This is a genomic window from Paenibacillus nasutitermitis, from assembly GCF_014641075.1.
Lineage (GTDB): Bacteria > Bacillota > Bacilli > Paenibacillales > Paenibacillaceae > Paenibacillus_Z > Paenibacillus_Z nasutitermitis.
Window position 1 is genome coordinate 639,497 of record NZ_BMHP01000002.1, and the last position, 12,785, is coordinate 652,281.

At 52.1% G+C, this 12,785-nt stretch carries 13 protein-coding genes; 1 reads left to right on the forward strand and 12 read right to left on the reverse strand.

Annotated elements, in window-relative coordinates; translation table 11 throughout:
* Window positions 1-15: 15 nt before the first annotated feature.
* The 11 genes from IEY46_RS12955 to ssuE all read right to left on the reverse strand — a co-directional run bounded on the left by IEY46_RS12955 (window position 16) and on the right by ssuE (window position 9,280).
* Window positions 16-519: a DinB family protein gene (locus tag IEY46_RS12955; RefSeq protein WP_188992420.1), complete on the reverse strand. Its 504-nt coding sequence runs from the start codon at window positions 517-519 to the stop codon at window positions 16-18.
* A gap of 30 nt (window positions 520-549) precedes the next feature.
* Window positions 550-1,695, reverse strand: coding sequence for an N-methyl-L-tryptophan oxidase (solA, locus tag IEY46_RS12960; protein ID WP_188992421.1), 1,146 nt, complete (start codon window positions 1,693-1,695; stop codon window positions 550-552).
* Complete coding sequence (locus IEY46_RS12965; protein ID WP_188992422.1) at window positions 1,692-2,858, reverse strand: amidohydrolase; 1,167 nt, start codon at window positions 2,856-2,858, stop codon at window positions 1,692-1,694. Before IEY46_RS12965 ends, solA begins: the two co-directional genes overlap by 4 nt.
* 94 nt (window positions 2,859-2,952) lie before the next feature.
* Window positions 2,953-3,975 carry an LLM class flavin-dependent oxidoreductase gene (locus IEY46_RS12970; protein ID WP_188992423.1) on the reverse strand — a complete coding sequence of 341 codons (1,023 nt, stop codon included), beginning with the start codon at window positions 3,973-3,975 and terminating at the stop codon, window positions 2,953-2,955.
* Window positions 3,976-4,073: 98 nt separating this feature from the next.
* On the reverse strand, window positions 4,074-4,826 hold the full coding sequence (locus tag IEY46_RS12975) for an amino acid ABC transporter ATP-binding protein (RefSeq protein ID WP_188992424.1): 753 nt from the start codon (window positions 4,824-4,826) through the stop codon (window positions 4,074-4,076).
* Window positions 4,823-5,533, reverse strand: a complete 711-nt coding sequence (locus IEY46_RS12980) for an amino acid ABC transporter permease (protein WP_188992425.1) — start codon at window positions 5,531-5,533, stop codon at window positions 4,823-4,825. Before IEY46_RS12980 ends, IEY46_RS12975 begins: the two co-directional genes overlap by 4 nt.
* On the reverse strand, window positions 5,530-6,312 hold the full coding sequence (locus IEY46_RS12985) for an amino acid ABC transporter permease (RefSeq protein WP_188992426.1): 783 nt from the start codon (window positions 6,310-6,312) through the stop codon (window positions 5,530-5,532). Before IEY46_RS12985 ends, IEY46_RS12980 begins: the two co-directional genes overlap by 4 nt.
* 42 nt (window positions 6,313-6,354) lie before the next feature.
* Complete coding sequence (locus IEY46_RS12990) at window positions 6,355-7,239, reverse strand: transporter substrate-binding domain-containing protein (RefSeq protein ID WP_188992427.1); 885 nt, start codon at window positions 7,237-7,239, stop codon at window positions 6,355-6,357.
* Window positions 7,240-7,411: 172 nt separating this feature from the next.
* Entirely contained in the window at window positions 7,412-8,293 is an 882-nt protein-coding gene (locus IEY46_RS12995; protein WP_188992428.1) for a LysR family transcriptional regulator, read from the reverse strand.
* Window positions 8,294-8,422: 129 nt separating this feature from the next.
* A complete protein-coding gene (locus IEY46_RS13000; RefSeq protein ID WP_188992429.1) occupies window positions 8,423-8,710 on the reverse strand; it encodes a hypothetical protein in 288 nt (95 codons plus the stop codon).
* A 6-nt stretch (window positions 8,711-8,716) separates the two neighbouring features.
* Window positions 8,717-9,280 carry an NADPH-dependent FMN reductase gene (gene ssuE / locus IEY46_RS13005; protein WP_188992430.1) on the reverse strand — a complete coding sequence of 188 codons (564 nt, stop codon included), beginning with the start codon at window positions 9,278-9,280 and terminating at the stop codon, window positions 8,717-8,719.
* 398 nt (window positions 9,281-9,678) lie between these two features.
* On the opposite strand from ssuE, the gene namA reads away from it, so the two are divergent.
* On the forward strand, window positions 9,679-10,689 hold the full coding sequence (namA, locus tag IEY46_RS13010) for an NADPH dehydrogenase NamA (protein ID WP_188992431.1): 1,011 nt from the start codon (window positions 9,679-9,681) through the stop codon (window positions 10,687-10,689).
* A 139-nt stretch (window positions 10,690-10,828) separates the two neighbouring features.
* Here the strand turns inward: namA and IEY46_RS13015 are convergent, their stop codons facing one another.
* Window positions 10,829-12,445, reverse strand: coding sequence for an alpha/beta fold hydrolase (locus IEY46_RS13015; protein WP_188992432.1), 1,617 nt, complete (start codon window positions 12,443-12,445; stop codon window positions 10,829-10,831).
* Between the last annotated feature and the right edge of the window lie 340 nt (window positions 12,446-12,785).

A 12,785-nucleotide genomic window follows, 5' to 3' on the forward strand; every position in this document is an offset into this window, starting at 1 on the left:
CTGCATTCTCCCGCATTAAACCTGTTCACGTGTCCCCGCAGCTGCCGGCGGTGCCGCCACCACGTCCTTGATCCGCTCGATCTGGGCAATATGCGTATCTACATGATGGATGAAGGATTGAATGCTGGTCGATAATTTCACGGGATCTCCTTTGGCATTCAGACCCATCTTCTCCCATTCCTTCGCAGACAAGCGGTGGAACAGAAGGCTGTTATAGACAAGCAGCGACCGGAATACCTCCAGTATATCCGCCGCTCGGCCCGCATTCGCCGCCTGGCCGGCAACCCAGTTATCCTGATTGAAGGCTGGCAAGCGGACCTCGGAGCCTGACAGGATTTCACGAATCCGGAAGGAAACCACAATATTATGATCCACGAGATGGGCAAGCACCTCGGTAACGCTCCATTTGCCCGGACCTTCATTCTCGGTCAGCTGCTGCTCCGTTAGTCCGGCTACAGCCTGCTTTAATTGTTCATAGGTATCCAAGTAAGATTCTATATTGATGGTTGGTTGTGTCATTCTAACCCCTCCTCCTGGCAGGTGTCCGGTTCATCCTTGATAGACGGATGCGAACCGGGATAATGAGAACAAGCCGATGTCGTGTCTGGTTACACCGCGTTCAAGCAAATCCGCGGCAATTTCTCCGACAACGCTGGCAAATTTAAAGCCATGTCCGGAGAAGCCGCCGGCCAGCAGCACATTCCGGTGAACAGGGTGCGTATCAATAATGAAATCCTCGTCCGGGGTCATCTCATATTTGCATACCGCACCGCTGAGCAGCCGCCCCGCCGCTCCCGGCATGACCGATGAGAGCACCCTGCGCAAATCGCCTTCATCCTCCGGATAGAATCCGAATGGGGCCAATTCCTCGCCGGGCTGCCATTCCACACCGGTATCATGTCTGCCGATTTTGAGTCCCTTGCCGTCTATGCTTGGAAACCCGTAATAACCGCCGTCCCGGGTCCCCAGTGTAAAGCCTGGGAATTTCCCGGCATCAAATCCAGTCCCCTCCGTTTCGAACCATCCCACCACTTTGCGGATTGGACGGATCGGCAGCGAGACGAACGGTTTCAGCGACTTGAACCAGGCTCCGGCGCTGATCAGCACCTTGCCCGCAGTAAAGCTGCCCTGCTTCGTATGGACCGTGACTCCTCCGGCATCCGGAACAATATCCGTCACGAACGTATTCGTCAACAGCACCGCCCCGGCCTCCAGTGCTGCGCGTCTATAAGCGGCTACGCATTTCTCGCTGTAGAGATAGCCGGCATTAGGCTCATACAAACCTTCATAGCCGTCAGCCAGCTGCACCCCGGGCCAGCGTTCCCGGATTTCACCAGCATCTAACCGCTCAATAACAACGCTATGCGTGAGCGCATCATGGAGACGGACATCGTAGGAATAAATGGCGGGATCCGACATGTTCAGCACGCCCGAGCGCTCCAGCAGTTTCTCCCCGGTCATTCTCTCAAGCTCCAGCCAGCGTTCGTCGGCACGAAGCGCTAGAGATACATAAGCCGCTCCCCCGTGGTAGGCATGTCGGATCAAACGCGGCTCCCCGTGGTGGCTCCCCTGGTTATGCGGAGGATCGAACGCATCGATAAGGAGCGTGTGGAGCCCACGGCTGGCAAGCTCATAACCCGCGCTCATCCCCATGGAGCCGGCTCCGACCACAATGGCGTCATACGATGGTTTCATGGTGACTCCTCCTGCTCCGTCAACTGGTTAATGGCTCTTTCGGCCAGCTCCGCAAAAAACGAAGCTGCAATCGGCAAAGCTGCTTCATCCACATCAAATGCCGGATGATGCCATTCCTGCGGTCCCGATGTTCCCATAAATACAAACACGCCAGGCACTTCCTTCATATAAAAGGCGAAATCCTCGCCTGCGGGCGACGGCTGGGGCTCAACCACCTTCAGCCCGAGCGATTCCGCTGCCAGTGCCGCCTGATCCGCCCACCTCTGATCATTAAGAACTGGCGGCGGGCCGTCGATCCAGTTGATCCTGGCTTTGGTCCCAAAGGCGGCAGCGACTCCGTGCACAACCTGCTCGAAACGCTCCAGCACCTTCCTGCGGACCTCTTCATCGAAGGTGCGTATCGTGCCATCGAAGATAGCGCGGTCGGCGATCACATTCCAGGCCGTTCCGCTGTGCAGCCGGGTCACGCTTATAACGGCGCTTTCCAATGCGCTTACATTGCGGCTGACGACACTTTGCAGCGCCGTAATTATATGCGCGGCGGTAACAATGGGATCAAGGCCGGCTTCGGGAACAGCCGCATGTGTGCCGAGTCCCTCCACAGCGACTTCGAAGCCATCGGCGGCCGCCATGATGGGGCCCCCTTTGATGCCGATCGTACCTACCGGCAAATCCGGTTTATTATGCATCCCGAACACGGCTTGCACGCCCTGAAGAGCTCCGCTGGCGATGACCTGCCTCGCGCCTTTTGCTTTCTCTTCGGCAGGCTGGAACAGGAATCGAACCGTTCCTTTCAGCTCCTGCTCCCTGCTCTTGAGCAGCAGCACCGTACCGATAATGGAAGCCGTATGAAAATCATGTCCGCAGGCATGCATCCGTCCAGGAATGCGGGAAGCGAACGGCAGCCCGGTCTCTTCCTGAATTGGCAGCGCGTCGATATCCGCCCGGACAGCCACGACCGGCCCGCCGTACAAACCGCCGACTTCCGCGACGACTCCCGTATGGAGCGGGTAGTCTGCGAGCCGGATACCAGCTTCCGTCAGCCACTCATGAATCGCAGCGGTTGTCTGGAATTCCTCGCCGGACACTTCCGGATTCTCATGAAGCTGACGGCGGATGGCAACCAGCTGCTCTATCAGGGGTTCGGCAGTAGACAAACTCATATTTTAAGTCCTCCTCGCCTTCAAAAGGCCGGTTAATAGATTGTTTTGCACTACTTTCGTTTCCTTCTATCTTCTATATACTTCGCGTTCAAATTCATACCACCTCTTGAACAGGGAGCTCGGCAAAAGCCTCTTTCAACAACCGGAAGGAATGAATCCGTTTCTCGAAATCCTTCACAATCGTGGTAAATATAAACTCGTCCGCGCCGTAGGTCTCCTTCAGCTCCAGCAATCTTGCCCGGACCGTTTCTTTGGTGCCTTTGGTAATATCCGCTTCCCGGATTTCGTAGGTGAAGGTTTCGCCGGCCTGCCGGGCAAATTCCTCCGCCTGCGCAAGCGTCCCTACATTGATGGTCTTGCCGCTTCCCAGCGTTACCCGGATGTTCTTATGTTCGCCCGCCAGCTCCACGGCTTCCTCATGCGTGTCGGCCGCGATGACGGCCAATGCCAGAATGGTTTTGGGCTGCGAGCCTGTTTCATAATTAAATTTGCTGCGGTATGCGTCGAATGCGCGAAGCGCCGTTTCCGGATCATTATTAATAAATAAAGCAAATGCATAGGGATACCCCCGCTCTGCGGCCAGTTCGGCGCTACTTACGCTTGTGCCAAGCAAATGAATGGCTGCAGGCAGCTCGGTGAGCGGATTCGCCTGAAGACCCGCAAGCGGATGCTCTTCCCCCGCGGGGCCATGCAGAAACTGCTCAAGCTCCGACAGCTTCTCGCCCAGTGTCCATGATTCCGCCTGCCCCTTCTGCAGCGCTTTCGTTGACCGGGGCAATCCCCCAGGCGCTCTTCCGATGCCAAGCTCCACGCGTCCGGGAGCAAGCGATGCGAGCACATTGAAATTCTCGGCAACCTTGTAAGGGCTGTAATGCTGGAGCATCACGCCTCCCGAGCCGATGCGGATTTTCTCCGTTCGCGCCAGAAGGTAGCTGATCAGCACTTCCGGTGAAGAACCGGCCATCTGCGCCGAATCGTGATGCTCGGAAACCCAGAACCGCTCATACCCAAGCGACTCCGCCAGCTTTGCCAGCTTGACTGTATTGGCTAAGGCCTCACCCGGCGTCTGCCCCGGAAATACAATGCTTTGATCGAGAATACCGAATTTGATCACCATCCGTCATCCGCTCCTTATAGTGGCTGTTACAATGTCTTCATTGTCTGAATTCATCAGAACCTTCTCGGCCCTGAAATATTGGCTTATATCGCTCTGGCTTATATGGAATACACACCGTCCGGCGTAATGCGCTTCAGAAACTGCCTTGTCCGTTCTTCCTTCGGCGAGCTGAAAATATCTTGGGGCGAACCTTCCTCTACTACGACGCCCCCGTCCATAAAAACGACATGATTGGCGACATCCTGGGCGAACCCCATCTCATGGGTCACAATGATCATTGTGATGCCTTCCTTGGCAATCTTGCGGATGACGGCGAGCACTTCTCCTACTAGCTCGGGATCCAGAGCCGACGTCGGCTCATCGAACAGGATAACGTCCGGATTCAATGCAAGCGCTCTGGCAATGCCGACCCGCTGCTGCTGGCCGCCAGAGAGCTGGCTGGGGTAAGCATCCAGCTTGTTGCCAAGTCCCACCTTCTCCAGATGCTCGACGCTTATCCGGCGCGCTTCTTCTTTTGGAAGCTTCTTGACGATGAGCAGCCCTTCCATGACATTCTCCAGCGCAGTTTTGTGGCGGAACAGATTATACTGCTGGAACACCATAGCCGTTTTCTGCCGAAGCTTATGAATATCTGCTTTGGACGGATTCCTGCAGTTCACGGTGAAATCATCGATTGAAATTTCGCCGCTTCCGGGCCGCTCCAGGTAGTTGATGCAGCGCAGAAGCGTTGTTTTGCCGGAGCCGCTGGGGCCGAGAATGGCGACCACTTCGCCTTTTTTGACCGTCAGATCAATGCCCTTGAGCACCTGTTGGCGTCCAAAGGATTTGTTGATTTGAGTCAGCTTGATCATGCGACTCCCCCCTTGTTGTACACGTTGATCCGTTTCTCGATGAGTCCGGTAGCTCGCTCAATCAGGAAGGTCAACCCCCAGAATATCAGCGCAGCAGCAATATAGGCTTCGGAGAACTTCCAATTCGTTGATGCGACGATCTGGGCCTGGGCGTTAATATCGACGACCGAAACGGTAAAGGCTAGCGTGGAGCCGTGAAGCATGCCGATGACGCTGTTGGAGAGATTCGGCAGGGAAGCGGCAAGCGCCTGGGGAAAAAGAACTCTCCGCAGGGCTTGTGGCGTCGTCATGCCCACCGAATAGGCCGCTTCCATCTGCCCTTTGTTGACGGCCAGAAGCCCTGATCGCACCACCTCGGACATATAAGCACTTGCCGTGATAGAGAAGGATATATACGCGAACCCGATCATGGGAATCGAAGCGGAACGGAAAGACCAGTCAAATTGATTGGCCAAGCTGTCGATGATCATCTGCAATCCAAAATAAATGAGCAGCAGATGCGTCAGCATCGGCGTCCCCCGGATAAAGGTCACATATGATGCCGCAATAGGAGAGAGCACGGGCAACTTATAGATCCGGACCAGCGCAATGACCGTACCGATGATAAAACCGCAAACCACGGAGACAATGGTAATATACAGGGTCGTCGGCAGCGCCGAGAGCAGACCGACCAAAGCGGTCCATATAAAGGACGGGTCCAGCTTCATAATCTTGACTCCCCTCTCCGGATGCGAAGCAGGCTGAGGACCTGCCGGTAAAATACGCTTCTTTTACTGTTTTTCGTGGTTGCATCGACAGTCAGCTGCTCATGCCGGAGCAACCTGCGCTCCAGTCCGTTGAACATCTTCTCCAGAAGTATGCTGATGATGAAGTAGATGATGGCCAAAGAAATATACGTTTCAATAAAATGCTGGGACAATGCCCCCAGCGTTTGCGCTTTGCCGGTCAATTCCATAATGCCGAGCGTAAAGGCAAGGGATGTATCCTTCAAGGTGGCGATGACCAGATTGGCAAAGACAGGGATGGATATCGCCAGCGCCTGAGGGAGCATAATTCGGGAAAAAGCCTGATAACCGGTCATGCCAACTGAATAAGCTGCTTCCACCTGCCCCCTGTCTACAGCCGTGACGGCTCCCCGGATCGCTTCCGCCATATAAGCCCCGCCATGCAGGGAATACGTCAGGATAACGAAATAGAGTACGGGTACACGGGATACATCCACATTCGCGAGCTTCAATATTTCTGGCAGACCGTAGTAGAACAGGAACAGCTGGATCAGAATCGGCGTCCCTCTGAAGAAGGAGATGTAAATCTGAGAAAATCGCTGCAGCACCGGAATTTTGTAAAGCCTGGGGAGCGCCACCAGAAATCCGACGATAATCCCCAGCAAAATCGAGCTGGCCACAATGAGCAGCGTGATTCTCAGCGTGGGCAGAAGCTTGATCAGATACTCGAAAACATATGAAATATCAAAAGGCTCGCCCATCTGTTGATCTCACCTTCCGTGGAGTTTTTATTTATTGCTCATCTAGGTGTAATCCTGGCCAAGCCAGGTCGTGCTCAGTATCGAGAGCGTTCCGTCCGATTTGATTTCTTTGATCGCTTCGTCGATCGCATCGGCCAGCTTCTGGTCATCGGGGTCGTTTTTACGGAAGACGAACAGAATTTCAGCATCGCTGAGCGGTTCGCCTACGGTTTTGAGCTTGCCTTGCGGATCGATCAGGGATAAGGAGAAATCGGCTGCAAGGGTTGCATCCACACGGCCGGTCGTCAATTGGCTCACCGTATCGTTAGCGGCGCCATTCTGATAGACGATATTGATTTTTTTGTCATGGTCCTTGTTGTAGTTCTCCAGAATTTGAGCTTGTGCGCTGGTGGCGCCCGTCAATACTTTTTTACCGGCCAGATCATCCAGTGACTGAATGCTGTCGTTATCCTTGGCGACTACGATTTTATTTTTCCAGTGCGCATAAGGCTCTTTGTTAAAAAGGTATTTCTGCTCGCGCTCCGGATTTTTCTCCATTTCATGGGCAACAAAGTCGATTTTTTTCGTATCCAGGCTGAGCAGCAAATTGGCAAAATCCATCGTTTGCAGCTCGAATTCGTAGCCTGGAAGACGTTTGTCGATTTCCTTCACCAATTCCACATCAAAGCCGGTCAGTTTGCCGTTCTCATCCAGAAAGCATACTTTCGGAAATGCTGTGCCTGTTCCAACAATGATTTTCTTGATTTCTTGAGTCGTATCCGTCCTTGCCGCATCAACTGCACTGACGCCTGCGGCGGTGTTGTTCGACTTGCCACTTCCGGCATTGGCGCTATTGGAGGAGCCACTACCGGCATTGTTCTTGTTCCCGCAAGCAGAGATGACCAGGACGAAAGCAATCACAAGACTAAAAACAGCAACGTTCTTCATTTCAAACCCCTCCGATTATGATGCGAAATTTAAGTTTATAATTCCTACCGGTTAAGTAAGAATTATGGTTGTGCTTTACTTTACACCCCGCCCTTGGCATCGTCAATACTTCAGCTTATAGAAAGGTTCTATATGAACATCAAAAAATCCGATGAAACCGCAGCCACGTGAATTATACCATTGTGAGTTCCCTGCCGATCTCCAAAATAGTCGCGAGAATTTCCGCATGCTCACCCTGATTGGCGATCAGATTCGTCTGCATGGAAATGCCTTCGGTCTCGGCAAAATGGATCGGAAACAGCTTCCCGCTGCGGATTTCCTGTCGCACACACCATCCCGGCAGGAAAGATATGCCGGCTTTTTGGATCACCAGCTTTTTGGCCATTTCGGAATTATCCGTTTGAATCCGGATATTGGGAGGATGATCCAGGTTTTCGAAGATACGATGGATACGGAGCCAGTCCAGCGCGCCGCACTCGAAGAAAACAAGCTGCTGGCGGGCAATCGCTTCTATCGCCAGACGGGGTTCCTTAAGAAAGGGATGGCCTTCATACACATATAACCTGATCGGGTCTTCATACAATTTGATCGACTGCAGATTGGGATGACTGACATGGCGCACAAAGCCGATATCCACTTCTTTATTCAATACTTTATCCACGATTTCGTCAGTTACGCCGGTTACGATTTTGAACCGCATGGCAGGATAATATTTCCCCAACAGCGGAAGCAGCTCAGGAATCAGATAGTTAGAGACAGAAAGCGTGCAGCCGATCCGGAATTCATCCGGCAGCGACTTCTTCTGACTGATATTCTGCTTGCCCTTCTGGTAAATCAGGAGCAGCTGCTGGGCATAGGGCAGAAACCGCTTGCCTTCTTCCGTAATCTGGATCTGCTTGCCGATCCGGTCAAACAGCTTGCAATTAAGCTCACGTTCCAGGGATTGAATACGGGCCGTTACGGACGGCTGCGACAAATACAAGGCTTCAGCAGCCTTGTTAAAGCCTCCATAATGAATGACATAGACGAACGCTTCCATATTTTCAATATTCATTCAAGGCTCATCTCCTTGTATAAGAGTCACAAGCGTCGGCTGGGTACCACAACATTCAACACCCGGATTAAAAGAAAACATTCCGTCCTCGAAGGATCGGAATGTTTGCAAATCATGCGATTAGGATGGTCACACTGCCTGCTGTTTGCGCTCCAAAAAGTCATTCAGAATGCCCGCAAGCTTCCCTTTACCAAAGGTGATGAACTTGCCGGTTCCTGCTCCCTGGTCGATTGCCGCATAATCAAGAAACTGGATAATCATCTTGCGTCTGTCTATTATCGCGTCCAGACCGCAGTCAAATAATCGCTGATCGATCGTATTATAGATGCCACGGTTCAGCTTATAATGATTCAAACAATGTTCATAGAAGGCCAGATCGGGTTTTTGCAGCAGCTGCGAATCAATGTCTGTACCCATGACTGTTCATCCCGGTGAGATTTCTTTGCTGCGCGTTTTTCTCCATTGCAACTCTTCATTCAGTTGTCCTAATGCATCATCGAGCCGATTGCGGATTTCCTCCGAAACTTCAAAGACATGATTGTCAAACCGGCTGATCGCCTGATCTACCGCATAGACGCCGCCCAGAATATGATGACCGCCCAAAGCCGCAATAACCGGCTTCAACGCGTAATCAATCGCCAATAAATGCGCTATGGAGCCGCCAATGAAGAAAGGCAGCGTGATTTTGTCGCGCAGCCCCTTCATCGGGATCAAATCCAGAAAGGTTTTTAGTACGCCGGTATAGGAAGCTTTGTAGACCGGGCTGCCGATAATGACGGCATCCGCCTGCTCAATCCAGCTGAGCGCTTCAATAATTTGCGGGCTGTTAAAATTAGCGCCGATGAGATCCTCGGCTGGAAGATCCGCTACATGAATGGTTTTGATTTCATACCCCCATTCTTCAAGCTTGGGCTGGCTATATTGAATTAATCCGTATAATCTCGAGCTTTTGTTGGTACTGCCGGAAACAATTACGATTTGTGTCACGTTGTTACCTCCTGTTTCGTTATTGGCAAGCGATAAGCAGACTCTTTCCACTTGGGATCGTACGATATTCCCTGCGAAAGGTACAAACCCCTTTAATCATACACTTCTTTCTTTATCAAAAGAATATATTCGCCGTCTTTATTATAAATTCCAGTATTCCAATAGGAATTATATACCCACAATATAGCAAAATATCTTACCAGTGTCTATAGTGTTGAGGCCGTAACCCTAACTCGCGATAAAACCATAACCATTATGTATATCTCCCCCAGTTCCATAGGATCGCCGGTTAGATACACCCCGCCGCGCTGCCCTTCTTCCATTCATGCGGCCATTGCTTTTATGTTTTACGACAATGGATATGATATAATGCTTCAAAAAACAAGGATGTGGAGCTCATGCTGTTATTCTCGCCTTACAAAATTCGTGAAATGGAACTTAGGAACCGGATTGTCATGTCACCAATGTGCATGTATTCTTGCGAAGCAGGCGACGGGAAGATAACGGATTGGCATCTTGTCCATTACCCTTCCAGAGCCGTCGGCGGTGCCGGCCTCGTCATACTGGAAGCTTCCGCCGTGACACCGCAAGGGGGCATATCCCCTCAAGATTTGGGCATTTGGGACAATAATCAGATAGATGGTTTGAAAGAGGTTGTGAATCGCATCCACGAAGCGGGGAGCAAAGCGGGAATCCAGTTGGCACATGCCGGCAGAAAAGCGATGGTTGAAGGACCAATTGCAGCGCCTTCCGCCATTGCCTTCAACGAAAAATCGCGGACACCTGATGCCCTTTCCGCTGAGCAGATCGCCGGAACGGTACAGGCTTTCAAAGATTCAGCCGTAAGAGCGTCCGAAGCAGGCTTCGACTGCCTGGAAATCCATGCGGCGCATGGATATCTGATTCACGAATTCCTTTCCCCTTTATCTAATACAAGAGAGGATCATTACGGAGGCACTCAGGAGAACCGGTATCGCTTCCTCGGTGAAATCACGGATGCCATACGTTCGGTATGGGAAGGGCCTCTATTCGTGAGAGTGTCTGCCAGCGACTATCATCCGGAAGGTTTGGGCGCCGAGGATTATGTGGAGATCGCCCAGCGGCTCAAAGCGCAGGGCGTAGACCTGATCGACGCCAGCTCCGGCGGCCTGGTGCCCGTGGCACCCCGCTCTTATCCCGGCTATCAGGTACCATTTGCCGATACCATCCGCCGTGGAGCGCAAATCGCGACAGGCGCAGTCGGTCTTATCACAAGCGGGGTGCATGCAGAGGAAATTCTGCAAAATGGGAGAGCCGATCTGATCTTTATCGGCCGCGAGTTCCTCCGCAATCCCTACTGGCCTCTTGCCGCAGCCAATGAGCTTGGCGTCACCCTCCCGCCCCCTAAGCAATATGACCGTGCATGGTAATCGTTTTAAAACAAGCCCGCATTCGACAATGCGGGCTTGCTTCAGCTTTATGCATATTTAATTAGTCTGTGCTCTGAAAGCAATCGGCCTGTCCGGCCCGCACGAAAATGCGTGCAGTCATATCCGCTTATACAAAAGGTTATTTGTCCATGTTGATCCAACCGGCAATGTCGGAAATCACGTCTTCGGGAATATTGCCTGGAACCGTATATTCTTCACCAGTCGAAGGTTTCTCAGTGGAGACGAAGAAATGATTCAGCTTCGGATAAGACTTGAACGAAATATCCTCTCGTCCGCTAAGCGCCTGCTTCCAGCCTTCAAACTGGTCCATACCTACTTGAGCGTCATTCTCTCCTTGTAGGATCAGCATTGACTCGGTCTGACCCTTGGCCAACTCTCCTGCATAATAGTTGCGGAAATCAAACCACCAGGCGGCGTTCTGAAGCTGAAAACCTGCCGGAACATGGTCGGCGGAGTATTGTGGATCCTTTAATACCGTAAGTGTCTGTTTCCAAATCTGTATCTGCTGCTCCAAAGCCTCGGTCGGCTGCTTCGCCTCCTTGGCTCTCTCCAGCAAGCGCTCATATTGCTGCAGAAGTAAATCCTCCAGCGGCCCGGATGGTCCCGCCATCACAATCGTTCCTGCGATGGTTCCGGCGGTATCCTCCTTCACGATCTTGGGTACGAGCATACCCCCTTGACTGTGGCCAAGCACATAAATTTGATCCGTATCAATGGCTGATTGTCCCTGCAGCGTTTTAACTCCCGCCAATGCATCGTCAACCGATTCATCCTTTACGGTAAATAAAGGATTCAACCCGCTCTGGAGCGTATGCTCCATCGTCCGCTTTTCGAAACGCAGCACTGCAATATGGTTCGCTGCCAGACCTGCCGCCAGATCGCGAAACGGTTTATACGCTCCGACGGTTTCATCACGGTCGGATGGCCCCGAGCCATGAACCAGAACTACCGCCGGGAAAGGCCCGTCACCTTTGGGAATCGTCAATGTCGCGGGCAGCGCATTCTCCCCTTGACCGATCACCAGCTCCTGCTCATCATATTGGGTGGAATTATCGTAGGAAGGTTTTTGATAAGCGCCGGCAGGCATCACAGGCATATATAGATCATCGATTTTTCCTTCCGAATCATATCGGACGGTTATGCCCAGGGGCGTTTTTTCGGCTGTAAGATAGCCCAGCGTAGCATTATGATGTACCGCTGTCTTGTTCTCGCTGAGCATGACCAGCTGTGAAGGGGAACCAAAGGCGCTGATGTTGCCCATCCAGTACATTTGCAGGAATTGCTCCGGCAGGAGCTGCTGCAGCTTGGCGTTCATCATTTCCTTGGCAGCCGCAAACTTCCCGTTCTGCAGCAGGTACACAAAGTAACTGCTTCTCGTCTGAATATCTTCCTGGCTAATGGTCAGTCCTTCCTCCTGCGTCCAATCCAACTCTACCTCAAGTCCCTGCCGGATGGTAGCCAGCGCAACAAAAATCCTGCCTTCTACCAGTTCCGCGCCGCCTGCTCCCGATTTGATTACAAGCTCCTTCTGGCCGCGGGTAATCGTGGCCTGCTTGTCCGAATCGCTCCACTGCACGCGGGCACCGATCGATTCCGCTATAATCCTGAGCGGGATCGAGCCCGACGCCGATGCCTTCTCTGCTCCGGCGCCAAGTGCTTGGAATGGCTGCATGGTTCCTGCGGCAAGCAAGGATCCTGCTGCCAGACACTTCAAAATCGCTGTTCGTTTGATCATATCCATCACCTCTCCCTTGTCTGTTATATAAACAGTATAACAGATAGAACAAATTTACAAGTCCATTTTTTTCGCATTCAGCCCCATTCTTTACCTCTGCAGCAAATGGAATAAGCAAAAACAAACCATATCCAACACGCACAAGCGTATCAGGTATGGTTTGTCCTTCATTTTGTCCATCATGCGTCAATTCTTTTCCAAAGCTTCCAACCAGTGATTTTCCATAAGGGCATACAACTGATCCAATGGCATTTGAAAATTTTTTCGGCTGTATAGATAGTTGGCATCATCATCAGCTTTCCCTCAATCCACCTAAATCTGTTTATCGTCTGGCAGCCAA